General features: G+C 58.7%; 23 protein-coding genes. 14 read left to right on the top strand and 9 right to left on the bottom strand.

Annotation, left to right across the window (positions count from 1 at the left end; all coding sequences use genetic code 11):
• Nucleotides 1-3: 3 nt before the first annotated feature.
• The 8 genes from AC6CHO_RS05560 to AC6CHO_RS05525 all read left to right on the top strand — a co-directional run bounded on the left by AC6CHO_RS05560 (nucleotide 4) and on the right by AC6CHO_RS05525 (nucleotide 7,199).
• Nucleotides 4-1,728: an FAD-dependent oxidoreductase gene (locus tag AC6CHO_RS05560; protein WP_498214072.1), complete on the top strand. Its 1,725-nt coding sequence runs from the start codon at nucleotides 4-6 to the stop codon at nucleotides 1,726-1,728.
• A 402-nt stretch (nucleotides 1,729-2,130) separates the two neighbouring features.
• Nucleotides 2,131-2,433, top strand: a complete 303-nt coding sequence (locus AC6CHO_RS05555) for an urease subunit gamma (protein WP_060703395.1) — start codon at nucleotides 2,131-2,133, stop codon at nucleotides 2,431-2,433.
• Between the two features lie 27 nt (nucleotides 2,434-2,460).
• Nucleotides 2,461-2,796, top strand: a complete 336-nt coding sequence (locus AC6CHO_RS05550; protein ID WP_498214070.1) for an urease subunit beta — start codon at nucleotides 2,461-2,463, stop codon at nucleotides 2,794-2,796.
• 2 nt (nucleotides 2,797-2,798) lie between these two features.
• Nucleotides 2,799-4,511: an urease subunit alpha gene (ureC, locus tag AC6CHO_RS05545; protein WP_498214069.1), complete on the top strand. Its 1,713-nt coding sequence runs from the start codon at nucleotides 2,799-2,801 to the stop codon at nucleotides 4,509-4,511.
• 33 nt (nucleotides 4,512-4,544) lie between these two features.
• The gene (gene ureE / locus AC6CHO_RS05540) at nucleotides 4,545-5,018 is read left to right on the top strand and encodes an urease accessory protein UreE (protein WP_498214068.1); all 474 of its coding nucleotides are present in this window, start codon (nucleotides 4,545-4,547) and stop codon (nucleotides 5,016-5,018) included.
• Complete coding sequence (locus AC6CHO_RS05535; protein ID WP_498214067.1) at nucleotides 4,999-5,694, top strand: urease accessory protein UreF; 696 nt, start codon at nucleotides 4,999-5,001, stop codon at nucleotides 5,692-5,694. The genes ureE and AC6CHO_RS05535 overlap by 20 nt, the downstream gene beginning before the upstream one ends.
• A gap of 51 nt (nucleotides 5,695-5,745) precedes the next feature.
• Complete coding sequence (gene ureG, locus AC6CHO_RS05530) at nucleotides 5,746-6,357, top strand: urease accessory protein UreG (RefSeq protein WP_498214066.1); 612 nt, start codon at nucleotides 5,746-5,748, stop codon at nucleotides 6,355-6,357.
• Nucleotides 6,357-7,199: an urease accessory protein UreD gene (locus AC6CHO_RS05525; RefSeq protein WP_498214065.1), complete on the top strand. Its 843-nt coding sequence runs from the start codon at nucleotides 6,357-6,359 to the stop codon at nucleotides 7,197-7,199. Before ureG ends, AC6CHO_RS05525 begins: the two co-directional genes overlap by 1 nt.
• On the opposite strand, the gene AC6CHO_RS05520 is transcribed toward AC6CHO_RS05525, so the two are convergent.
• From AC6CHO_RS05520 to AC6CHO_RS05505, 4 genes are read right to left on the bottom strand one after another with little or no spacing between them, the layout of a single operon-like run.
• Nucleotides 7,196-7,882 carry an ATP-binding cassette domain-containing protein gene (locus AC6CHO_RS05520; protein WP_498214064.1) on the bottom strand — a complete coding sequence of 229 codons (687 nt, stop codon included), beginning with the start codon at nucleotides 7,880-7,882 and terminating at the stop codon, nucleotides 7,196-7,198. The two genes, AC6CHO_RS05525 and AC6CHO_RS05520, sit on opposite strands and share 4 nt — an antisense overlap.
• Nucleotides 7,879-9,438 carry an ABC transporter permease subunit gene (locus AC6CHO_RS05515; RefSeq protein ID WP_498214063.1) on the bottom strand — a complete coding sequence of 520 codons (1,560 nt, stop codon included), beginning with the start codon at nucleotides 9,436-9,438 and terminating at the stop codon, nucleotides 7,879-7,881. Before AC6CHO_RS05515 ends, AC6CHO_RS05520 begins: the two co-directional genes overlap by 4 nt.
• A complete protein-coding gene (locus AC6CHO_RS05510; RefSeq protein WP_498214062.1) occupies nucleotides 9,431-10,417 on the bottom strand; it encodes an ABC transporter permease in 987 nt (328 codons plus the stop codon). Before AC6CHO_RS05510 ends, AC6CHO_RS05515 begins: the two co-directional genes overlap by 8 nt.
• Entirely contained in the window at nucleotides 10,414-12,024 is a 1,611-nt protein-coding gene (locus AC6CHO_RS05505) for an ABC transporter substrate-binding protein (protein ID WP_498214061.1), read from the bottom strand. Before AC6CHO_RS05505 ends, AC6CHO_RS05510 begins: the two co-directional genes overlap by 4 nt.
• Before the next feature lie 117 nt (nucleotides 12,025-12,141).
• Between AC6CHO_RS05505 and AC6CHO_RS05500 the strand changes: the two genes are divergently transcribed.
• Complete coding sequence (locus AC6CHO_RS05500; protein WP_195182181.1) at nucleotides 12,142-12,486, top strand: metalloregulator ArsR/SmtB family transcription factor; 345 nt, start codon at nucleotides 12,142-12,144, stop codon at nucleotides 12,484-12,486.
• A 116-nt stretch (nucleotides 12,487-12,602) separates the two neighbouring features.
• Here AC6CHO_RS05500 and AC6CHO_RS05495 read toward each other — a convergent pair whose 3' ends face one another.
• Both AC6CHO_RS05495 and AC6CHO_RS05490 read right to left on the bottom strand, forming a co-directional pair.
• A complete protein-coding gene (locus tag AC6CHO_RS05495; protein ID WP_498214060.1) occupies nucleotides 12,603-14,285 on the bottom strand; it encodes an ABC-F family ATP-binding cassette domain-containing protein in 1,683 nt (560 codons plus the stop codon).
• A 54-nt stretch (nucleotides 14,286-14,339) separates the two neighbouring features.
• Nucleotides 14,340-15,185: a 3-hydroxyacyl-CoA dehydrogenase gene (locus tag AC6CHO_RS05490; protein WP_498214059.1), complete on the bottom strand. Its 846-nt coding sequence runs from the start codon at nucleotides 15,183-15,185 to the stop codon at nucleotides 14,340-14,342.
• 190 nt (nucleotides 15,186-15,375) lie between these two features.
• Here AC6CHO_RS05490 and AC6CHO_RS05485 point away from each other — a divergent pair, with 190 nt between their 5' ends.
• Nucleotides 15,376-17,913 carry an esterase-like activity of phytase family protein gene (locus AC6CHO_RS05485; protein ID WP_498214058.1) on the top strand — a complete coding sequence of 846 codons (2,538 nt, stop codon included), beginning with the start codon at nucleotides 15,376-15,378 and terminating at the stop codon, nucleotides 17,911-17,913.
• A gap of 87 nt (nucleotides 17,914-18,000) precedes the next feature.
• Here AC6CHO_RS05485 and AC6CHO_RS05480 read toward each other — a convergent pair whose 3' ends face one another.
• Both AC6CHO_RS05480 and AC6CHO_RS05475 read right to left on the bottom strand, forming a co-directional pair.
• On the bottom strand, nucleotides 18,001-18,351 hold the full coding sequence (locus AC6CHO_RS05480; RefSeq protein WP_444663683.1) for a hypothetical protein: 351 nt from the start codon (nucleotides 18,349-18,351) through the stop codon (nucleotides 18,001-18,003).
• Between the two features lie 82 nt (nucleotides 18,352-18,433).
• Nucleotides 18,434-19,213: a TspO-related membrane protein gene (locus AC6CHO_RS05475; protein ID WP_498214057.1), complete on the bottom strand. Its 780-nt coding sequence runs from the start codon at nucleotides 19,211-19,213 to the stop codon at nucleotides 18,434-18,436.
• A 59-nt stretch (nucleotides 19,214-19,272) separates the two neighbouring features.
• Between AC6CHO_RS05475 and AC6CHO_RS05470 the strand changes: the two genes are divergently transcribed.
• Nucleotides 19,273-20,346, top strand: coding sequence for a PLP-dependent cysteine synthase family protein (locus AC6CHO_RS05470; RefSeq protein WP_498214056.1), 1,074 nt, complete (start codon nucleotides 19,273-19,275; stop codon nucleotides 20,344-20,346).
• Here AC6CHO_RS05470 and AC6CHO_RS05465 read toward each other — a convergent pair whose 3' ends face one another.
• Nucleotides 20,347-20,709 (bottom strand): cupin domain-containing protein, encoded by a 363-nt coding sequence (locus AC6CHO_RS05465; protein WP_498214055.1) that lies wholly within the window; start codon nucleotides 20,707-20,709, stop codon nucleotides 20,347-20,349.
• A gap of 200 nt (nucleotides 20,710-20,909) precedes the next feature.
• On the opposite strand from AC6CHO_RS05465, the gene poxB reads away from it, so the two are divergent.
• From poxB to nrdH, 3 genes are all read left to right on the top strand, one after another.
• Nucleotides 20,910-22,634, top strand: coding sequence for a ubiquinone-dependent pyruvate dehydrogenase (poxB, locus tag AC6CHO_RS05460; protein WP_498214054.1), 1,725 nt, complete (start codon nucleotides 20,910-20,912; stop codon nucleotides 22,632-22,634).
• A gap of 75 nt (nucleotides 22,635-22,709) precedes the next feature.
• Nucleotides 22,710-23,444, top strand: coding sequence for a YggS family pyridoxal phosphate-dependent enzyme (locus AC6CHO_RS05455; RefSeq protein WP_498214053.1), 735 nt, complete (start codon nucleotides 22,710-22,712; stop codon nucleotides 23,442-23,444).
• 525 nt (nucleotides 23,445-23,969) lie between these two features.
• A complete protein-coding gene (gene nrdH / locus AC6CHO_RS05450; RefSeq protein WP_060703392.1) occupies nucleotides 23,970-24,200 on the top strand; it encodes a glutaredoxin-like protein NrdH in 231 nt (76 codons plus the stop codon).
• The last annotated feature ends 31 nt before the right edge of the window (nucleotides 24,201-24,231 follow it).

Raw genomic sequence — 24,231 nt, 5'->3', positions numbered from 1 at the left:
AACATGAGAAAAGAACAGCAGGTCACCACGTCAGTACTCGTCATCGGAACCGGTGGTTCTGGCTTGAGAGCAGCAATCGAACTGGCAGAATCGGGCACCGATGTTTTAGCCGTAGGCAAGCGTCCAAAGCACGATGCACACACCTCCTTGGCCGCCGGCGGGATCAACGCGGCCCTCGGAACCATGGACGAGGAAGATAGCTGGCAGCAACACGCGGCGGACACCATCAAGGAAAGCTACTACTTGGCGGATCCACGAACCGTACAGGTAGTTGCCCAAGGAGCACAGCGAGGGATCGAAGACCTTGAACGCTACGGCATGAACTTTGCCCGCGAACAAGACGGACGCATTTCGCAGCGCTTTTTCGGGGCACACAAGTTCCGCCGGACAGCTTTCGCCGGCGACTACACGGGACTGGAAATTCAGCGAACCCTGATCCGCCGTGCAGAACAACTGCAGATTCCAGTTCTGGATTCCGTCTACATCACTGAACTGCTCGTAGCCGAAGGCAAGATTTTCGGAGCCTATGGCTTTGATGTCAACGACGGCACCGGATACCTGATATACGCCGATGCCGTCATCCTGGCTGCGGGTGGGCATAACCGCATCTGGCGGCGCAGCAGCTCCCGCCGCGACGAAAACACTGGCGATTCCTTCCGCCTGGCAGTCGAAGCTGGCGCACGGTTGCGTGACGCTGAGCTTGTCCAGTTCCACCCTTCAGGCATTATCGAGCCTGAATCGGTCGCGGGCACCCTGATCTCAGAGGCAGCTCGCGGTGAAGGCGGAATTCTGACCAACGCGCTAGGCGAGCGCTTCATGGAACGCTACGATCCTGAGCGCATGGAACTATCCACGCGAGATCGGGTAGCCCTCGCGGCCTATACCGAAATCAGTGAAGGCAGGGGCACAGACAAAGGCGGGGTGTGGCTGGATGTATCCCACTTGCCGCGAGAGACCATCATGTCCAGGCTGCCGCGGGTGTACCAGACCATGCTTGAAGAGCAGATGCTCGATATCACCCAGGAGAAGATCGAGATTGCGCCAACAGCGCATTACTCCATGGGCGGTGTCTGGGTGGACCCTCTCACGCATGCAACGGAAGTTCCCGGGCTATACGCCATTGGAGAGGCATCCTCAGGATTGCATGGGGCCAATCGACTGGGTGGCAATTCGCTAATTGAACTATTGGTCTTCGGGCGCATCGTAGGGCAGGAAGCCGCTGGCTATTCTCGTGCACTGATGTCCCACCAGCGCTCACAGCAAGCCATTGACCAGGCACGGCATTCCGTGCAGTCACTGGTGTCAGCCGACGGCGAAGAGAATGTGCGCAGCTTGCAGCGAGCCATTCGCGACGTGATGACTGCGCATGCTGGAGTGGTGCGAAATGAAGCCGGGCTCCAGCTTGGCTTGGAAAAGCTGGGCGAAATTGAACAACGAATGCAAAATATCGGCATCCATCCAGACATCGCCGGCTTCCAGGATCTCTGCCACGCCTTCGATTTGAAGTCATCAGTCCTTGCCGCACGAGCCACCTTGGAATCGGCGCTGGAACGCAAGGAAACGCGCGGCTGCCACAATCGCAGCGACTATCCCATGACCGACCCCGAACTGCAGGTGAATCTGGTGTGGTCTCCGCAGGGCATCGTGCGTGAATCCCTCCCGGAGATACCGGCCGAAATTTCTTCGCTGATCGCCGAAGTATCCCAGGTGGGAAAACTCGTCGAATAAAGGCCGGTTCTCCTGCAGGGAAACTCATCATTACTGCTCTTCGAATCTGAAGCGTCGCCATCGAGCGCCCTTGGGTATTCGGGGAGCAGTTTTGTCATGTCCTAGGCGCATCAGGTGCAAAGAGTTTTCAGGCGCAGGCAAAAATTGGAAGCAGATGTAATGCATTCTTAATTCGGCGGAAACGGACATGCCGATGACTCGCAATTTTGGGCCGATAAAATCTTCTCTGTCTTGGGGAAATAATTTAAGTCGATGAGTGTTTTATGGCCCGATTTTTTCCCTTCCGCGCACGTTGAGGAGGTCTGCTATTCTTGCCATATCCACACCCCTCCCGGCGTATTCTGGCCGTTTCTGAGTACAAATGTGGAACCTCTAAGCAACTCTTGAATGGGGAATCTGTCAATGCATTTAACGCCGAGGGAGCAAGAAAAGCTCATGATCGTCGTGGCTGCGGATCTAGCACGCCGTCGCCAATCACGGGGACTGAAGCTGAACTACCCGGAGTCCATTGCCGTCATTACCTATGAATTGATCGAAGGCGCACGCGATGGTCGTTCCGTGGCAGAACTGATGAGTTATGGAACCACTATTCTGCGTCGCGAGGACGTAATGGACGGTATTGCGGAAATGATCCATGACGTCCAGGTTGAAGCGACTTTTCCGGACGGGACCAAACTTGTCACGGTCCACAATCCCATTCGCTAGACCACGCGGAAACGAAAGGCACGGACAATGATTCCGGGAGAGTACATTCTTCGAGGCGAGCCCATTGCTTGCAACCAGACGCAGAAAACGCTTGAGCTCAAACTCGTAAATCGTGGCGACCGGCCAGTGCAGGTCGGATCTCACTTTCATTTTGCCGAGGTCAACGCGCAGCTCGAATTTGATCGCGACTGCGCCAGGGGATTCCGCCTGGACATTCCAGCAGGAACCGCTGTCCGATTTGAACCGGGAGATGCGCGCACCGTAAATCTCGTGGAATTTTCCGGCGCCCGCCAGGTTCACGGTTTTCGCAATCACGTTGCCGGTCCACTGGACAGCACATCCATGAACGATCAGGAGCGCTAAGCATGAGCTTCGAAATGTCCCGCAAGCAGTACTCGGAAATGTATGGTCCAACAATTGGCGATGCCATCCGGTTGGCCGACACCGAACTGCTGTTGGAAATTGAACACGATTACACCACTTATGGCGAAGAAGTAGTCTTCGGCGGTGGAAAAGTCATTCGCGACGGCATGGGGCAAAACGGCCGGTTGACCAGGGACCAGCAGATCCCGGACACCGTCATCACGAACGTTGTCGTGTTGGACTACTCCGGCATCTACAAAGCAGACGTCGCCCTGCGAGATGGCCATATCTTCAAGATTGGCAAAGCCGGCAACCCGGACATATCCGACGGTATTGACATCACTATCGGTGCCGCAACCGAGATTATCGCCGGCGAGCACAAGATCCTGACTGCGGGTGCCATCGATACCCACATCCACTTCGTCTCGCCAGGCCAGGTCGAGACCGCGCTTGCCAACGGCACCACCACCATGATTGGCGGTGGAACCGGACCAGCCGAGGGAACCAAGGCAACCAGCCTGACCCCGGGGCCATGGAACATCTCGCGAATGCTGCAAGCGGTCGAGAACCTGCCAATGAATATCGGGTTCCTGGGCAAGGGCCACGCCAGTGACGAAGCGCCGCTAGTCGAGCAAATCCGCGCTGGTGCTATCGGCCTGAAAATTCATGAAGACTGGGGCGCGACCACGTCATCCATCGACACCTCATTGAAGGTGGCCGACAAGTATGACGTGCAAGTGGCAATCCACACCGATACCCTGAACGAATGCGGTTTCGTGGAAGACACCATCGAAGCCATCGCTGGACGAGTCATTCACACCTTCCACACCGAGGGTGCTGGCGGAGGGCATGCCCCGGACATCATTCGCATGGCAGGCTTGCCCAACGTTATCCCCGCCTCGACCAACCCGACATTGCCCTACACGAGCAATACGGTGGACGAGCATCTGGACATGCTGATGGTCTGCCACCACCTGAACCCCGATATTCCAGAAGATGTCGCTTTTGCCGACTCGCGCATTCGTCCTGAGACGATTGCCGCCGAAGACGTCTTGCACGACATGGGCGTCTTTTCCATTACTTCTTCCGATTCCCAGGCCATGGGGCGGGTCGGGGAAGTGGTGCTGCGAACCTGGCAAGTAGCCGATGCGATGAAACGCCAACGCGGCAAGCTGCCTGGCGACCCAGAAGTGGGCGATAACGAGCGCCTGAAGCGCTATGTTGCGAAATACACCATCAATCCGGCCATTGCCCACGGCATCGCTGACTCAATTGGAAGCGTCGAGGAAGGCAAGTTTGCCGACCTCGTGCTGTGGGATCCGGCCTTCTTTGGCGTCAAGCCGGATTTGATCATCAAGGGCGGGCTGATTGTCCAGTCGGTTATGGGGGACTCAAATGGGTCCATCCCAACGCCGCAGCCACGCACGTTGCGCCCTAGCTTCGGCTCGATGGGCAGTGCCGTTTATGAAAGCTCGATCACCTTCATGTCCCAAGCAGCCATTGAAGATGGAGTTCCGCAACGCCTTGGCCTGCGCAAAGTCATCCGACCCTGCCACGGCATTCGCGGTCTAACCAAGGCGGATTTGAAACTCAACGGGAACACCCCTGAGATCAAGGTTGACGCGCAGACCTACGAAGTTTTTGTCGACGGAGAATTGGCAACATGCGAGCCATCGACGCAATTGCCCATGACGCAGCGCTACTTCTTGTTCTAGCCGCTGAGGGAAAAATTTTAGTGAAGGAGAACAATGATTATTGAAAAACTCGTGGGAAATATCCACGAGGATGGCAGCGGACTGCTCGACGGCCGGCATCACGAAAAAGTGGTCCTGCCCAGCTCGGACCTGGTCAAGCGAATCCAACGGGTAAGCACTGATCATGGGCGGGAATTGGGCCTGCGCTTGGCGCCGGGACCGGACCTGCGCGACGGCGATATTCTGCTCATTACCGATTCGGAACTCATTACGGTGTCTGTATTGCCCACAGATGTGCTGGTCATTGCGCCGGAGTCGATCTTTGATATGGGTTTCATTGCCCACTCGTTGGGCAACCGGCATCTGCAAGCGCAATTTTTTGACCGCGAATCTGAATATGGTGCTGAAGTGATGGTGGTGCAGTACGACCACACCGTAGAGGACTTCCTCAAGCACCATCAAGCACGCTACGAGCGGCAGGAACGCATCATGCCCGTTCCATTCCGACATGCAGAACACACCCACTAGCTCTGGGCACCTGCTCACCCTGCTGCAACTCTCTGACTCGGCACTGCCTACGGGAGCCTTCAGCCATTCCTTCGGGATGGAATCCTATTTGGAAACCGGGCAAGTGCATGACGAAGCGAGTTTTGCCCACTGGCTGCGCCTGTTCTTGGAGCAATCGTTGACCTACACCGATGGACTGCTGCTGCGCCTTGCATTCGAAGCTGACAACGACCAGCGCATTATCGAGCTGGATCGGCTGATTCATGCGTCGGCTTTGCCCCGCCAACTGCGAATTGCAGCACAGAAGATGGGTGCGCGTATGCTAGCCGTGGCATTGGCCGGTTTTGCCGTGCCATCGCTGCGCAGCTATCAGCAAGCAGTCCAGGCAGGAACTGGCACCGGGCATCCGGCCATTGCCTATGCCCTGGCTGCACGCGGCGCTGGTGCGCCGCTTGCCGACGCGCTGAGCAGCTATTTGTTTTCCACCGCGACAAGCCTGACTCAAAACGCCATCCGCGCCATTCCGCTTGGCCAGGATGCGGGCCAGCGTGTCATCCGGCAGATGCACGAGACTGTCAACGCTGCGGTTGCCAAAATTTTCACGCTGGATGGTCAGGACCTGGGCGTGGCCACGCCCGGCTTGGAAATAGCGCAGATGCGCCATGAGCACCAGCGGGCCCGCATGTTCATGTCCTGATTATTCACCCCGGCCGTTTCTGCGGCCCCAACTGATTCGAGGAATATTAGAATGGAACCAATTCGCATTGGCATCGGCGGCCCAGTAGGTGCCGGCAAGACCCAGCTCATTGAGCGGATCACACGCGCCTTGGATGGCGAGATCTCCATGGCAGCAATTACCAATGACATCTACACCATTGAAGACGCGAAGATCTTGGCTGCCAACGGGGTCCTGCCATTGGACAGAATTGTCGGCATTGAAACTGGTGGATGCCCCCATACCGCCATCCGCGAAGACACCTCGATGAACGAAGCGGCAATCGAAGACCTCATAGCCAAGCACAAAGACTTGCAGGTTATTTTTGTCGAGTCGGGTGGCGATAACCTCTCGGCCACGTTCTCGCCCGAGCTGGTGGATTTTTCCATCTACATCATCGATGTGGCGCAGGGGGAGAAGATCCCGCGCAAGGCCGGGCAAGGAATGATCAAGTCTGATCTGTTCATTATCAACAAGACTGATTTGGCACCCTATGTTGGCGCGGATTTGTCGATTATGGAGTCAGACTCCAAGCAGTTCCGTGGAGATAAGCCGTTTTGCTTCACGAACCTGAAGACCGATGACGGCCTGCAGCAAGTGATTGCATGGCTCAAGCACGATGTGCTGATGACGGATCTTGCATAGTGGTTGGGCAACGGCTAACTGGCGAACTTGATCTGCACATTGAACGCAGGGCAGGCAAGGATATAGCCACTCGCCAGTATCATCAGGGAGCGTTGCGGGTTCTTCGCCCGCATTACCTCGATAGCACTGCGCAAGTTTGCTACACGGTAGTCAATCCGGGTGGCGGCTACCTCGGCGCGGACAGGTATCGCATAGGCATTGGTGTTGGCTCCTCAGCGAGCCTGCTGCTAACGACTCAATCTGCGACAAAGATCTACCGAACGCCGCAAGGCGAAGCGCAGTCACAGCTGAACATCGAGTTGGCTGAAGACGCTGTGCTGGAGTATCTGCCGGATCAGTTAATTGCCTATCGCGACGCCAGCTATCGCCAGGAAACGATCGTGCACATGCACGAGACCAGTTCTTTGGTGATGTGCGAAATCATCACTCCGGGCTGGAGCCCTGATGGCGAGCTGTTCAAATATCAGCGGATCCGCTTGCGCACCGAAGTGCATATCGGAGGTTGCTTGGCGGTGCTCGATAATCTCCTGGTTCAACCGGAAGACCAAGAAGTGGAATCCTTGCTCTATTTGCAGGGATTCAGCCACGTCGGGATGCTCTTGGCCGTAGATTCCCGCATCGATGCCTCCTTGGTTGATGACTTGCGAGTTCAGGCCTATGCAGTAGCAGCGAAACAAGGTGAACCGGTCCATGTGGGGATTTCCATGACCGCTGCAGCCGGTCTGTCGGTGCGTACCTTGGGTACATCGACGGAGTCGGCTGCCGCCGTATTGACGTGCATCGTTAATGAATTGCGCGGCCGATTGCGCGCTCAGGTGCCCGTTGAATTGCGCAAGTACTAGCAAATAGATGGTTGATGCAGGTCGGCTAAGGGGAGCACCGCATCGCAGTATCGAGTCAACGAGTTCCGATCGTGGGAAGCGATCAGCACCGCAGCCCCTTCGGCCGCCTTGGTGCGCAATACGCTCAATATGGCGTTGGTAGTAGTTGGATCCAGGGCAGAAGTAGGCTCGTCGCAGAGGATAAGCTTTGGATCCAGGCTCAAGGCCCGGGCCATCAAGGCGCGCTGCAGCTGTCCATCAGAAACTTGGGACGGGAATCGGCCCAACAGGGTTTTGGACAGTTGCACCTGGTCGGTCAAGCGAAGCAATTGGTCTTGATAGCGTTGCGGAACAGGCCGGGATTTGCCATCTCGGAAAGCCAAGGGCGCGGTGATTGTTTCTGCCAACGTCAGCCGCGGATCCGCAAAATTTCTAGGATTCTGGGGCAGCATGCCAATGTTCCTGCGGACTGCCACAGGGATTTTCGACGTGGCAAGCTCTACGGGGATGGGAATCCCGTCGATGATGATCCAGCCCGCATCTGGGCGCTGTAAAAGCGAGGCAATTGAGAGCAAGCTGGTCTTGCCTGCCCCGGAGGGGGCAGTCAGGCCCAATATCTGGCCCGCAAGAACTATGAGGCTTGTTGGCGGAAGAACCTGGCGCCCTGCCAGATTCAGTTCTACCGATTCCATTCTCAAGGTCATTTGATGACCTCCGGGCGGCTGAAAGGCACCTTTGTGGAAATCAATTGGCCATCCTCCATGGTGTAGATGACTCCGGCCAATTGCTCTGCCAAGTCAAGATCGTGGGTAACCATTAAGACGATGGCGCCCGCATCAGCTGTTTTCCGCAGGATCTGCGCAACGATCAACCGGGTACCTTCATCCAGGGCGCTCGTGGGCTCGTCGAGCACAACGCATGCTGGATCACCGGCTAGCCCGAGCGCCAGCAATGCACGCTGAGCTTGTCCGCCCGACAACTGATGCGGATAGCGATCCAGGAGGTGGGCGTCCAATCCAAATTGCCGCCAGTAGGCCTCAAGGTTCCCGCCGGTGGCCTGTTGCGAATGTTCTCGAAATGCTCGCGTGAGCGCCTTGCGCATCGTATGCACCGGATTAAGCGCCGTGGCTGCCGAACCGGGAATGAAGACCAGGTCGCTGCCCAGGAATTTTCCAGTCCTGGCGTTGGAGCCTGAGCGCCCATTGAGCGCCACCGACGATGATGCCTCCAACGAATCTGGCAACAGCCCGGCAATCGAGCGCAGGAACAGGGTTTTGCCTGCTCCGGAAGTTCCCATCAGAACAGTGATGGTTCCAGGCTCTGCGCTGATTTCTACCTGCCTAACCAGTAGTTGTTCACCGGCCCGCACCGTTGAGCGAGCGCTGAATCCTTGAGAAGGCCTTGGCGCAAATTCAGGGATGGAACTGAGCGCTTTGAGCGCTTTCCCAGGCCGCCTGCGAGAAGGAGAACGGCGGCCATGATCTTGTTGGGCCAATCGGGCAACTGCCCAACAGGCGGTGATCAGCACCATGGACGGGAATATCAGCAACCACCAGGCACCGGCGAGGATTCCGCTGCGTGCATCCTCTAGAAGCAATCCGAGTGAGGCGGCCTGAGCGGGAAGCCCCACGCCAAGGAAAGACAGGGCCGATTCATGCCACATCGCGTGTGGCACTTGCAGTGCGAAGGCGATTCCAGCTTGCGGCAAAATGGCAGGAATAAGGTGGGTTCTCCATATGGCCAGCGAGCTGGCCCCGGACGCTGCGCTGAGCCTGACATAGCCGTTTTCTCGTTCTGAGAGCAGCTTGGCGCGCAGTACTCGGGCCACCTGCGTCCAGTGGGTCAGCCCGATGGAGATGATTATTGCCCAAATCTGTCCGGGCCAAAGCGCCAGGATCACCACAGATAGAAGCAGGTGCGGGATCGCGTTGAGGCCGTCAATTGCACGGCTGATGACACCATCCACGAATTTTCCGGAGGTGGCCGCAATCGTTGCGGCAATGATTCCTATGAGCGTTGCGAAGGTGGCCGCGCCCAGGGCCATTAGCAAGGAAACCCTCAGCGCGGCAGCAGTGCGTACCCACAAGTCGCGTCCCAGCTGATCCGTGCCGAATATGCGCGTTGGACCAGGGTGCTGGTAGACGGCGGAAAGGTCCACAGCGCCAACTGCGTTTGGGTTTAGGGCGGGAACAAGAAAGGCATAGGCGAGCAGTGCTGCGCACAATAGCGTGGCCGGCATCGGGACACGGAAATTACGCATGGGCCACCCGGGCATCAGCGATTAGATATGCTGCATCGGCCAGGGCATTGCCAGCGAATACGGCAAGGGCTGAGCAAGCCGTCACGGCCGCTAGCAGGGCAAAGTCGCCCGCGATGGCCGAATCGATGACTGCCGAAGCAATTCCAGGCCAGGCGAAAATCGTCTCAATGATGAGAGCGCCGGCTATGAGCTCTCCTAATCGGGATCCGATGACGGTGATGAAGGGCAGCAAAGCTTGCGGCAGCGCTTCTTTCAACAGTATTTGCGATGCTCCTCTGCCGCGGGCTGCGAGAACCGCATCGGAATCCAGCGCTTCAATTAGCGATGCCCGAAGATTCAGCAGCAGCCACGGCAGCAAGCTGAAGGCCAGGACGCTGGCGGGCAGAATGAGATGGACCATGACTGAACCGGGAGTTGGCCTCGTGCCAGCTGCTGCGATGCCTCCCGTGGGCCAGCCCAGGGGGAGGGCAACCATTGCGATTGCCAGCAAGGCCACCACAAATACCGGTACAGACTGAGCGAGCTGGGCGACAGCTTGGGCGAGACGGTCAAGGATCCCATGACGGTATTTGGCGGCGCCGAGGGACACGAGCAAGGCAGCCAGGATCGCCATTAGCAGTCCTGTTGCGGTGAGCAGCGCTGTCAGCGGAATACGCTCAGCCAGCACTTGCGTTACCGGTCGCGCCGCTATTACGGAGACTCCAAAATCCCCCTGCAGGGCATGGGAGATCCAATGGGTCCAAACCTGGGTCCAGGATTGGTCAAAGCCAAGTTCCGCGCGCAATTGGTCGCGCAGGTCCAGGCTGGTGTGGGCGTAGCTTGAACCGAGGTAGCTGGCCAAGGGATTGAATGGCGCAATGCCGGCCAGCGCAAAGACCACCGCCGTGAGGGCGGCAGTTGCCGGTAGCGCGACGAGCATGCGGCGGATCAGCAGTGTGCCAACCAGATTCCAGCGGTGTGCTGCGAAGCGTGCTTTCACTTGTCGGTCCACTGTCCAATTTGCGCCCATGGGCCCCAGGCAGTTCCGTGTTCGTGGGGCTCTAGCAGTGTTCCGGTCGTGTTCCACCGCTGGTGGACGTTGCTGCGCTGGACATAGCTGTGATCCACAAAGGCAATGAGCAGCATGGAGGGATCCTCGATGTAGAGTTCCTGCACTTTTTGGTAGGCGCTGGCCCTGGTTTTCGGGTCCGTGCTGGTGCGTCCGGTATGCAGCGCCTGATCCATCAGCTTGTTGGAGTAGTGGCTTGGATTGTCGTAGTAAGCGCCGGCATCGGGGTAGCTCGAATGCAACATCTTATACAGCTGGGTATCCACGTCGTAGGGCGTATCGCCACCGCCAAGCATGATCGCATCCTTGCGCACTCGGGGTTCTGCCTGATCAAAGGTTGCAGGTTTGACAGCAACTTTGATTCCGTATGCTTCTAATTGCGCAGCGAGGGCCAGCGACAAGTCCCGGCGGAGCGTATCGCCGGGGTTGTAGAGCAGGGTGAATTCCGCGCGTTCTCCGTTTTTGCTGCGCACTCCATCGGCCCCTACCGTCCACCCGGCTTCATCAAGCAGTTGCTGGGCCAGCATCGGATCATGCTCGAAAACGGCCTGCGAATTGTAGTACTTTCCGTATTCTGGGGGAACAAACGTGTACGCAGGGCGCCCGGCACCGGCCAGTACGCCAGCAACGATCTCGTCGCGGTCTATCGCAAGGTTCAGTGCCAGACGGACCTTGGGGTCCTTGGTTAGCGGGTGATCGGACGGCAGTGAAATGCCACGCCAGTCAGCACTGGTAGCGGTCACCACCTCAAGGCCCTCGCGCTGCGCAAAGCTGGCTGCGAGGCGAGCAGGCAAGACGGTGCCGGTGTAATCAGATCCCGCCATCACTTGTGTGCGTGTATTGTCGTCGGCGGATTCGGTATAGGAGACTTTCCGGACCGCAGGGGCTCCATCCCGGTAGTTTTCATTAGCGCTTAGCACCAAGGACGAGCTGTCGAAGCTTTCAAGCACGTAGGGGCCGGTGCCGATAGGCTCGCGGTTCAGGGATGACTCGCTGACAGGTGTCCGCTCCTGGATTTTTTCGGACGGGGCGATGCCGATGAGCAGAGAAGTCTTGAAGGACACCTGTGGCTCGTGCAGAATGAAGCGCACGCCATCAGGGCCATGGGCCTCCACGGTCGCGAGGTTTTCCAGGGTTCCCGCTAGGGGAGAAGCAGTGCGCGGTTCCTTGATGGCCCGGTAGCTCGCAACGACATCAGCCGGGTCAAATGGCGTTCCGTCGCTGAATTCGATTCCTTCTCGCAAGGCGATGTCCCAGATGAGCCCATCTGCGGAAATCGAGGGCTCGTCTTGCGCGAGCAGCGGCACGATCCCGGGCAAGGCATCCGGCTCGCCTTGGAGCGTGAAGAGTGATTCATTGATTTTCCCGATGCCGTTGTTATCAAATCCCGCCAGCGGATTGAGCGTGGATGGCAGCGCCGGGGTGAGCAGATTTACGCTGGAATCGACCGATGCGTCCGTGCTGGCTACCTGGCACCCGCTGCAGACAATTACGATGGGTAGGAGAATCGCTGTGGCCCGGGAAATCGGCTGGCGCACGGTGCATGGGTCCTTTCGGAAAAGGTGGGGTGCTTGATGTTCTCAGAATACATGTGTTCGTTCAGACAGATGTCTGTGTGACCCGATGTTTTCCCATCAGAACAGGAGTGGAGAACAGTGGCTGAGATAGAACTGGAAAAAATAGGTTCCGAGGCGCTCTCGAAGGTTCAGGCAACGATTCCCGAGTGGATTGAGGTATTTTCCCTGTGTGCTGATGAAACGCGCATCAGGCTTCTCATAGCGATGCATGCCGCGCCCGGCTCGTCTGTCACCCAGCTGGCTGAAGCGACCGGCCTGTCGCCGAATACGGTCACCCAGGCCCTTTCGACTCTTCATCGCGCTGGGGTCATTCAGGTGGAGCGGGACGGGAAGTACCGGCGCTGGCGGCTAGTGCACCCGGGAATTCATCAATTGCTGCATCAGCTGCAGGCACCGCACTCGGTGCTGCACCCCGAGCACTAGCCGGGGGTGCACTCGCCCGGCGTTGCAGCGAGGTGCAAAGAAGCCCTGGCGCCGATCATTGACACCTTGGTGCTCTTGATCGGCGGCCAGGGCCGCCTTTGACTCGACCTTGTAGCCTAGCGTTTGCGCACTACGCGGGTCTCGTCCCATACCGGTTCTGCTGATTCGTAGACCTTGCCGTCCGAACCGAAGACCAGGAACCGGTCGAAGCTCTTGGCAAACCAGCGGTCGTGGGTGACCGCTAGTACCGTTCCTTCAAATGCATTGATGGCTCGTTCAAGGGCTTCGCCGGAGTGCAAGTCCAGGTTGTCGGTCGGCTCGTCCAGGAGCAGCAAGGTCGCCCCGGAGAGCTGCAGCAGCAGAATTTGGAAGCGGGCCTGTTGTCCACCGGAGAGCGACTCGAACTTCTGCTCGGACTGCCCGGCCAGCCCGTAGCCGTCCAAAGCGCCGGCCGCGGCCTCACGAGGCAAACCGGAGCGATGCTCATCGCCGCGATGCAAAATCTCAAGCAGCGTCCGGCCAAAGAGGTCCGGGCGCGTGTGCGTTTGAGCGAAATAGCCTGGTCTGATCCTTGCGCCGAGTTTAACTGTGCCCTCGTGTTCAACCTTGTCGATCACGATGTCAGAAACTGGCAAGTGCTCGCGTTCCGGGTCGCTGCCGCCGCTGGCAAGCAAGCGCAAGAAGTGGGACTTGCCAGAACCGTTGGAGCCCAGAACCCCCACCCGGTCGCCAAACCAAATCTCGGCGGAGAAGGGCTTCATCAGGCCGGTGAGTTCAAGTTTTTCGGCCACCACGGCGCGTTTGGCTGTGCGTCCTCCCTTGAGCCGCATATTCACATTCTGTTCCAGCGGAATTGCCTGTGGAGGACCAGCCTCCAAGAACTTTTCCAAGCGGGTGGTAGCCGCATGGTATCGATTGGCCATGTCTGAGCGGAAGGCGGCCTTGGTCTTGTACATGTTGACCAGTTCCTTGAGCTTGGCATGCTCTTCGTCCCAGCGCTTGCGCAGTTCCTCGAAGCGTTCGTTGCGTTCTTGCCGGGCTTCAACATAGCTGCCAAAGGAGCCGCCATGGATCCAGGCCGTAGCTCCGCTATGCCCTGGTTCCAGGGTGACAATGCGGGTCGCGGCATTATTCAGAAGTTCACGGTCGTGGCTGATGAACAGCACCGTTTTGGGGGAGTTGCGCATCTTCTCTTCGAGCCAGCGCTTTCCGGGGACATCAAGATAGTTGTCCGGTTCATCGAGCAGCAGCAGGTCATCGTTGCCTTCGAATAGCGCCTCGAGAACGAGGCGCTTTTGCTCGCCGCCAGATAAGGTTCGGGCCAGGCGATGCGAAGCGGCGTCGAATTCAACGCCGAGAGCTGCCATGCAGACCTTGTCCCAGGTGGTTTCCAGCTCGTATCCGCCAGCGTCGCCCCATTCGATAATGGCTTCGGCGTAGCGCATGTGGACTTTTTCGTCCTCGCTGGTGAGCATCAGCTCCTCGTACTTGGCCACCTTTTCCGCCGCTTTGGCCAGCGCGGGAGCTGCGGTGGAAAGCAGGAGTTCCTTGACCGTTGTCTCGTCGCGCACCTGGCCGACAAACTGGCGCATGATCCCCAGCGAACCAGTGCGGTTGATCGAGCCTTCGTCGGCCTTGAGGTCACCCGCGATGATTTTGAACAGCGTGGTTTTACCCGTGCCGTTGGGCCCGATCAAGGCTGTCTTGGTTCCTGCGGAAACCTTAAAGGTGACACCGCCCAGCAGCTGGGTGCCGTCGGAGAGGAAATACTGGATGTCAGTCACGTCAATATGAGCCACCGAACCATCCTATCCGAGGGGCAGGGTCGCGTTTTGCCGGGCGGTGCGTGCAGGTCAGTTGTACTTGTAGAATCCTTCGCCCGTGGCTACGCCAAGCTTGCCGTGATCGATGTATTCGTTTTTCAACAACTCGGCGAACTTCTTGCTGGTTTCATCTCCATGGCTGGAGATGTGATAGGCGGTATTCAATCCAACGATGTCGTAGATTTCAAAGGGTCCGTAAGGGGCGCCAGTACCCAGTTTCCAGGTGGTGTCGATGGTGGCGGCGTCGGCAACTTCGTTGACCAATAGGTGGCTGGCGGACTCCAGGAATGGAACGAGCAGCGAATTGAGCACATAGCCTGGTTGTTCCTTGAGCACCCGGATAGGGACCAGTCCGGTGCGTTCTGCAAAATCGACCACAGCCTCGTAGGCTTCAGTGCTGGTGCTGGCGGTGCCCATGACTTCGCCGGTGTTGTTCTTCCAGATGTTGTTGGCGTAGTGCAATGCCAAGAATTTTTCGGGCCGGCCGGTGAACGGCGCGATGTCCGAGGGCAGCAACGTTGAGGAGTTGGTCGCAAAGATGGTGTGCTGCGGAGCGAGCGCGGCCAGCTTTTGGTAAGTCTGTTCCTTGATTTCCAAGTTTTCCGGAACAGCTTCGATGACTAGGTCTGCGCCTTTGACGGCTTGGGCCAGGTCTGTGGTCAGCTGGATTGATTCCCGAGCCGCTTGGGCCTTGGCAGGGTCGCCAAAAAATGAGGCATATTCCGCTACCAGTGCATCGAGGCGTCCGGAGGCTGCGTGAAGGGCTTCATCGTTGATGTCGAAGCCAATGGCTGGCAGGCCGTGGTAGGCGGTTTGGAAGAGGATCTGTGAACCGAGAACCCCAGTGCCCAGCACGGTTGCATTTGTCAGTTGCATGTTAATCTCCTTGAAAATTGAAGTTTCATTGCGAGTCTGCACTTTTAGTTGAAATGATGCAACTAAATGTGAGGAGCGGAACCATTAGACATGTACCGTCCTGCCGGTGTCCGCCTTTCGTTCATCAGCAATTAGCCCGCTACTGAGAATCTTGGGAGGAAACAGCTAGTACTTCATAAGGGAGAAGCCGGTGCATCGCGCTGCAGGTAAAAGTATTGGATTAGTCGCGGCTGCGATCCTAGCCGCCAGCATTAGCACCCCCGCCAGCGCTGACAGCAGCGAATATTTTGAGCGGGTCGCCACATATCCGGTGTACGAAAACCATCCGGATGGTGCCGAAGGAACCACGGCGGCAGAAATTTCCACCGTTTCAGAAGATGGCAATACCCTGATCTATTCGGACGCCCTCTCGCGAAGTGTCGGTTTTGTCGACATTTCTGATCCGGCGAAACCTCAAGGCCTGGGACTGCTGGGGTTGCATCAACTTGGCAGTGCCGAAGACGAGCCAACGAGCGTTGCAGCCTACGGGCCGTACGTGTTTGTTGTCGTCAATACCTCTGCAAGCTACAGCGAACCCTCCGGACGGGTGGACGTGGTGCGCATCGCAGACCGCTCGCTTGCGCATAGCTTCGAGTTGCCCGGACAGCCGGATTCGATCGCAATCTCCAAAGACGGCGCGTATGCAGGCATCGCCATTGAGAACGAACGCGATGAGGATGCCGGCGACGGCGGGCTTCCCCAAGCGCCTGCCGGTTCCGTGGCCATCCTGGATCTCAAGGCGGACAACCCAGAAGAGTGGAATCTGCGCGAAGTCCCATTGACTTCTGGAACACCAAGCGATCCCCGAGCATTGCCGCTCTTGGCAAAAGCCGGCCTGGACACCCCACAGGACCCGGAGCCAGAGTATGTGAGCATCAATTCTGAAAACCAGATGGCGGTAACCCTCCAAGAAAACAACGGCATGGTGCTTATCGACATGCCAAGCGGCAAGCTCAAGCGGGCTTTCAGCACCGGCACTGTCGACCTTCAAGGAATCGACTCGACCGACGACGGCCAACTCGATGCCAATGGCTCACTGCAGGATGTTCCGCGAGAACCGGATGCTGTTGCCTGGCTCCAAGACCGCTATTTGGCCACCGCTAATGAAGGCGATTGGAAGGGCGGGAGCCGCGGCTTTTCGATCTTCGATTCACACACGGGAAAGGTTGTTTGGGACTCCGGAAATGCCCTTGAACAACTCGCGCTAGCACAGGGCCTCTTCCCCGAAAACCGTGCGGACAAAAAAGGCGTCGAGCCTGAAGGTCTTGCTATTGCACAGTTCAACGGAGTCGACTACGGATTTGTTGCCGCAGAACGGGCCAACTTTGTCGCCGTCTATGACCTGTCCAATCCAAAGTCTCCGCGTTATGTGCAGACTTTGCCCAGCACCAACGGGCCAGAAGGGATCCTGCCCATTCCAGAACGCGGACTGCTTGCGGTTGCTTCTGAAACCGATGAGGACGATGTGCGTTCCGCGCTCAGCCTCTACTCCTTCGGAGCCGACGAAGCCCAATTCCCGCAACTTGTATCAAACCGGAACTCGCTAGTTCCCTTTGGGGCGCTCAGCGGACTGAGCCCTGACCCGAAAGATCCGGGCAAGCTCTACGCGGTCAGCGATAACGCCTATGCGGCACAGATTTATGGCATCAGCCTTGGCAAGCCGGCAACTGTCGACCACTCGATTTCCGTCACCGGTGCAAGCGTGGAGCTGGACCTCGAAGGGCTGGCTGCACGTGAAGACGGTGGTTTCTGGGCAGCCCATGAAGGAGCGGAGGGAACTGGGAACCTGCTGGTGAAAATCGATGACGCTGGCGCGGTGGTTGAAGAAGTCGTATTGCCGGAAGATGTTGTCGGGCCGCTTCAGAAGCAAGGCCTGGAAGGCGTGGCGGTGCGGGGAAGCGGTGATGATGAGCAGGTGGTCTTCGCATTGCAACGCGAAGTCCCGGGCGAGTCATTTGTCCGCCTTGGCAAGTATCTTCCTGCCACCGGCTCGTTTAGCTGGTATGGGTACCAGTTGGATAAGCCAGCCGAAGATTCCTGGAATGGGCTCTCGGAGATCACAGCGCTGCCGGACGGCTCCTATGCTGTCATCGAACGTGACAACCAGGTAGGTCCAGCAGCTCAGCACAAGGCGGTATATCAAGTGGAACTGCCCGGAGGTGAAGCCAAGGGTGCCGGTTCAGGCGTAACCATGGTGGAAAAGAAGCTTGCTTTCGATGTCTTGCCGGTGCTTGAATCGACCCGCGGATGGACCCAGGAGAAGCTTGAAGGCCTGGCCGTGGCAGGGGAGGAAGTCTATGTTGCCACTGACAACGATGCGGTAGACGATGCCACCGGCGAAACTGTCTTCGCCTCTCTAGGCAAAGCATCAAGCGTCTTCGACCTTGAATCCGATAGTCCAACACCAACGCCGGAACCAAGCGAATCATCGCCAGTGCCGTCGCCTCCGGAAGATGAAGCAGAGCCTGGGCCGTCGCAGCCTGCGCAAGAACCCGAGACGGAAGACCAGGATTCGACCTCGGACGAATCAAGCAGCGTTGATCCGGAAAAAGTTGTGCAAGCCGAACCAGAGGGGAATCTGGCAGAAACCGGTGCCGATAGCTTGTGGCTGATCCCAGTCGGACTGGTGGTTGCATTGCTCGGTGCAGCCGCGGCATTCAAGTCAGCGCGCGAACGCAGAGCCAAATAGCTCGTAGGGAAAATAGCGCAAAAACGCCTCAAGGCGTGGCATCCAAGGATGCCACGCCTTGAGGCCATAACCCTGGGGCTGGAAAACCTAGTTCTTCTTCTGCACCTGGGAGAGAACCACGGCCGCTACTGCCGCGACAATCAGCGAGACAATCAGGAACTTGCCTCCCTTGCAGGACTTCTCCTTCGGCGCCAGATTCTTCTGCGCGGTCTGCACGGCATTCTGCACAGAGGTGCGTGCACGCTGGGCAGCCTTGGAATTTCCGGTGACGTTTTCGATCAGGTGGGAACCTGCCTTGCTGATGGCATCAGCATTGACACTGGAAACGGCCTCGGTCCAGCCACCACGGATTTCCTTGGGCAGCTCTTCTTTGGCGGCCTTGGCGAGTTTCGCCAACGACTTTTCAACTTCTTTAAAGCTCTTAGCAGTCTTCGACATGTTTTCCTCTCTGATGGACCTTTGGGCCTCGCCTCCCACACTATCCAGACAGGGGATGGCTCTCAAGCGTACGGCGTTGCGCTCAGTGAGAACTCAGGATTCGCCGGATGCGGGTGCGCAGTGCGCTGAGCAGGCATATCAGCATCAGGGCTGCGGCGATGAGGCAAACGGTGGCAAACACCGGAGAAGTGTCGTGTCCCGAGTATCGGTCAAGGATGATCCAGGCCAGAACCCACAGCGCTCCGGCATTCAGATAAATGCCCATCGGGTTCTTGAAGGTGACCGCGCACAAAAACAGGGCGAGCAGGATCAATGCCAGCGCGCTGGCCCCCTTGAACATCAACGCATCCGGGTTGCCATGGTGCATTGCGGCGAAGGCCAGCGCCTCGGCAACGATAATGACCGACAACCAGCCGGCAAAGAGCCCGAAGCATGCCCTGGTGACCCAGCGGTCAATGTGCTGCACCAGTACGCTGCGGTCAATGGCCAGCACAATGCGAGCCAATACCGCCAGCAGCGCCAGGCCGGCAATCAGGCTCACGCCGATCAATTCGCGTTGCAGGCACAAGACCCACATCGCGTTGAGCAGCACCATGCCCAGGACCCAGGGGCGGATCTTCCGGTGTATTTCGATGTGCCAGCGCGATAGCCCCTGCCACATTGCATACGCGCCCAGCGCCGCCATCAACCCAAGCCAGGGGATCTGCCCGATGAGCGGCACCGAACTGGCAGTTGCGTCCTGGCCTAGCCAGCCGCCGGCAATATCCTCGAGGGCGGGAGCGGTGAGCACCGCCCAAACGGCCCAGCCTAGTCCAAGGAGCATGAGCGCGGCATAACCACCAGAAACCAGCTTTAATTCCACAATTTTGAATTTATCACGCCGGCTGTGTTCTAGCACGATGCCACCGCTACAGTGGAAGAATGACTGATCTTTGGGTGCGACATGCAATTTCCCAGCTCAACGCCGACGCGAATCGCAGCGCCGACACTCACCTGCTCCGCTTCGAACTGCCCGCCTCGTGGGGGATCGAACTGTATTTGAAGGATGAATCGGTGCACCCCACCGGTTCGCTCAAGCACCGGCTGGCCCGCTCGCTGATTCTCTATGGCCTGGTGAACGGGCGGATCACCGAGGGCACCACCTTGGTGGAAGCCTCCAGCGGCTCAACAGCGGTCTCCGAGGCCTACTTCGCCCGGATGCTGGGACTGGATTTCATTGCCGTGGTCCCGGCCTCGACGAGCACCGAGAAAATTAATCTCATCGAGTTCTATGGCGGACGCTGCCATTTGGTCGACGGGGCCGGGCAGGTTGATGCCGCGGCTCGCGAATTGGCCGCAGAATGCCAGGGGTACTACCTGGACCAGTTCACCTACGCCGAACGGGCCACCGACTGGCGCGGCAACAACAATATCGCCGAATCGGTGTACGCGCAGATGTCCGCCGAGCCGCATCCGATCCCCAGCTGGATTGTCGTGGGAGCAGGCACCGGCGGCACCAGCGCGACCTTCGGCCGCTACGCCCGCTACAAGCAGCATGAAACACGCATCTGCGTCGCCGATCCCGAAGGATCCTCCTTCTATGAAGGGTGGCGGACCGGCAACCTTGCGTACGCCAGCGGCACCGGGTCGCGGATCGAAGGCATTGGCCGGCCCACGGTGGAAGCCTCCTTCATGCCCGGGGTGATCGATCACATGGTGCAGGTTCCCGACGCTGCCTCGTTGGCGGCCATGCATTTCCTGCAGGCCACCACGCGCTACTTCGCTGGCGGTTCCACCGGCACCAATCTTTATGCCGCCTTCGGGATCATCGCCCAAATGCTCCAGCGCGGGGAACAGGGCAGCGTGGTCACGCTGATCTGCGACTCCGGCGAGCGCTACGCGAACACCTATTACAACCAGCAATGGCTCGATGAACAGGGCTTGGACCTGGCGCCGTACACCGGCCAGCTGGAGCGGTTCATCGAACAAGGCGTGTGGAACAACCCAGAACGCTAGCTAGCTGGTGCGGGATGCGGGCATCAGGCCGGTGGTGTTCTTGCGCTGGTGCACCGAGAAATAGCCCAGGCCGACGTCCCCGGCGATGAACTGGCGCTGGCTGTGCGCGGGCAGGTAGATGATGTCACCGACCGACAGGTCGATCTGCCCGCTATCGGTGCGCAGCACGCCCGAACCGGCGAGGACATGCAGCAGCACATCCAGCGCTGGGCCCTGGTGCTGCCCGATCTGCTCGCCGGGAGCCAGCGAGATGACGTTGGCATCCAGCCCCCGTTCTGCCGGCTCCAATTTCCACAGCGCCCCATTGCGTTCTCCGATGGGAAGTTCAGCGGTGTTGGCCATGCGGCGCGGTTCGTTGCTCATGGCACCAGCCTAGCCAAGCGAAGGCGGTCTTTTGTCCCATAGGCAAGCTGGATCCTGGGCCGCACCGGTGATGTGCGGCGTGACACCTGGGGGTGTGTCTGGCGGAACCCGGCTTGGCGCCGCAAATCCATGGCACAGGGCAGAACTGCGCAGTAGGGTGGGCAATAGACCCACTGGAAATTGTGTGCAGGAGGAATGTTTTGCCTAACGTAGCCGACCACCTGATTGAACAGCTCGACACCCAGGGGGTGCGCCGAATCTATGGCATCCCGGGCGACTCGCTCAATGGCCTGACCGATGCCTTGCGGGAGAACGGGCACATGGAATGGGTGCACCACCGCCATGAGGAAGCCGCCGCCTTCGCCGCCGCGGCTGAAGCGGAAATCACCGGAGAGCTGGCGGTCTGCGTGGGCTCATGCGGACCGGGCAACCTGCACCTGATCAACGGGCTCTACGACGCGAATCGCTCCCGGGTTCCGGTGCTGGCCATCGCCGCGCAGATCCCCACCGAGGAGATCGGCTCCAATTATTTCCAGGAAACCAATCCGGTGGAAGTTTTCCGCGGCTGCTCGGTCTACGCAGAGCAGGTTTCCGACGTCAAGCAGATGCCGAGGATCTTGCGCATCGCCATGCGCGAGGCCATCGAAAAGCGCGGGGTGGCCGTGCTGGTGATTTCCGGAGACGTCGCCCTGTCGGAAATGGAGCGCACCGCCACCCAGCGCATCGCCAAGACCAGCCCCCGGGTCCTGCCCAATGAGCAGGAGCTGGAGCAAGCCGCAGAGATCCTTGAGGAGTCGCGGAAGGTCACCATCCTGGCCGGTGCCGGGGTGGCCGGTGCCCATGACGAGGTGATTGCCCTGGCTGACAAGCTGGCGGCCCCGATCGTGCACGCCATGCGCGGCAAGGATCACATCGAGTACGACAACCCCTTTGATGTGGGGATGACCGGCCTGCTGGGCTTTGCCTCAGGGGCCAAGGCCATCGCGGAATGCGATGTGCTGCTCATGCTGGGCACCGACTTCCCGTACCAGCAGTTCTATCCGCAGGATGCCACGATCATCCAGGTGGATATCCGCGGCGAGCAGATTGGCCGCCGCACCCGGGTGGATGTCCCGCTGGTGGGCACGGTGAAGGACACTGCCGCCGCCCTGAATGCGCTGCTGCCGGTGCAAACGCATCGCAAGCACCTGGATAACGCCCTGGAGCATTACCGCAAGACCAGGGCCAAGCTCGATGAATTGGCCACCGGCTCCAAGCCGGGCGCGGCCATTCATCCGCAGTACCTGGCCCGGCTGATCGACCAGGCCGCTGATGAGGACACGATCTTCACCGCGGATGTCGGCTCGCCGGTGATCTGGGCGGCCCGTTACCTGACGATGACCGGCCAGCGGCGGGTCCTGGGTTCCTTCAACCATGGCTCCATGGCCAACGCGCTGTGCCATGCGCTCGGCGCCCAGGCGATCGACCGCAAACGGCAGGTGATTGCCTTTGCCGGCGATGGCGGGTTGTCGATGATGCTCGGCGAGTTGCTGACCGCGACCCAGAACAAGCTGCCGGTGAAGATCGTGGTCTTCAATAATTCCTCGTTGAACTTTGTCGAGCTGGAAATGAAGGCGGCCGGATTCGTCACCTATGCCACCGACCTGCACAACCCGGATTTTGGTGCTGTTGCCACCGCCGCTGGGCTGAAGGGCTATCGGGTGGATGACTCCGCCCAGCTGGAATCCACCATCAGGGAGTTCTTGGCGCACGATGGGCCGGCGGTGCTCGACGTTGTCACCGACCGCCAAGAGATGTCGATGCCGCCGAACATCAAGCTGGAACAGGCCAAGGGCTTTGCGCTCTACGCCATCCGCACGGTGCTTTCGGGACGCGGAGACGAATTGCTGGATCTGGCCAAGACCAATTGGCGGCAAATGTTCTAGGCGTTTATGCCTATGCTTGTTGCTGGCGTCTTTTTGGCGCCAGCAACACTTTTGCAGATCAAGAAAGTTGGCGTTTTGACTTCGCAACCCGCCGCCGCCCATGCGGCTACTACCGAGGATTTCATTCGCAACCTGGCAGCGGTCAACCAGCGCATCGCCGCCGCGTGCACTGCTGCGGGCCGCGAGGTCGACTCCGTGCGCTTGCTGCCGGTGACCAAGACCATCGACGTCGAACGCCTGGAGCTGGCTATTGCCGCCGGGGTGGATACCTTGGGGGAGAACAAGGTGCAAGAGGCGCAAGGCAAGTACGAGAGCTTCCATGAGCGTTTCCCGCACCTGCGCTATGCCGTCATCGGCCCCCTGCAGACGAACAAGGCGAAGTTCGTGGCGCAGTTCGCCGACGAGTTCCATGCTCTGGACTCCTTGAAGCTTGCCCAGACGCTGCAACGCCGCCTGGAGCTGGAGGATCGCACTCTGGAAGTCTTCATCCAGGTCAATACATCCGGCGAGGAAAGCAAGTCGGGGGTTCTGGCTTCCGAGGCCGCCGGGCTGCTGGCCTCCTTGGCGCCGCTGGATCGGCTCACGCCGGTGGGGCTGATGACCATGGCGGCCAACACCACCGACGAGCTGCAGGTTCGCAGCAGCTTCGCCTCCTTGCGCCACACCTTGCAGCAGCTGCAGCCAGAAGCCCCTGAGGGCTTCAAGCACCTGTCGATGGGCATGAGCGGCGACTATGAGCTCGCTATTGCCGAAGGCGCCACCGTGGTGCGTGTGGGCCAAGGGATCTTCGGAGCACGCAACTACGCCTGAATAACGGGTGGCCTGGCGTCCACCTAGGTGCAGCGCAAAGGGCGGACAGCTGGAAATAGCTGGCCGCCCTTTGCGCTGCGTTGTGCACAGTGCGAGCGCAGGGCGCTCAAACTGTCGGTCGTGCGAGCGAAACTATATGTAGTGGCAGCCCATGGGAGGGCGCAACTAGATATGGGAGTGGAACACGCCGAGGAACATCTCACAACAAGAATTTTTAAACCACATGCGCCAGTGGCAGGGCTGTGGACAAAGTTGGGCAGACCGCGAGAAATCGCGGTTTAAACGGGGTCGAATATCCACAGTTCCTGTGGACGTTGTGGGGGAAGAATGACATACTTGTAATACATCATGTTGTGGCCGCTTGACCGGCAAAACACAACATGTAGTATTGAACCCGTTGGTGCGGCTCGCACCAGTAGCACCTCGGAAACCCTGTTTTTGAGGCATCCGAAAGGACAGCTGGGACTTTCCCTCAACAAGAGGGAATCCGGCCAACATCAAGAATTTCTAAAGGGGATCAGGGACATGGCCATCACGGTTTACACGAAGCCTTCCTGCGTTCAGTGCAACGCTACTTACCGCGCGTTGGATAAGAAGGGTGTCGAGTACAACAAGGTTGACATCTCACAGGATGCCACTGCCTTGGAGCACGTACGTGGCTTGGGGTACATGCAGGCACCTGTCGTCGTTACCGACGATGATCACTGGTCGGGCTTCCGCCCAGACAAGATCGAATTGCTGGCTCCAGCCAACTAGAGCACGAGCCCATTGCGCTCACTTTGCAGTG

It is taken from the genome of Glutamicibacter sp. GQ173 (assembly GCF_059759215.1).
Note: the sequence above shows the minus strand (reverse complement) of the source record. Positions and strands in the feature narration are given on the sequence as shown.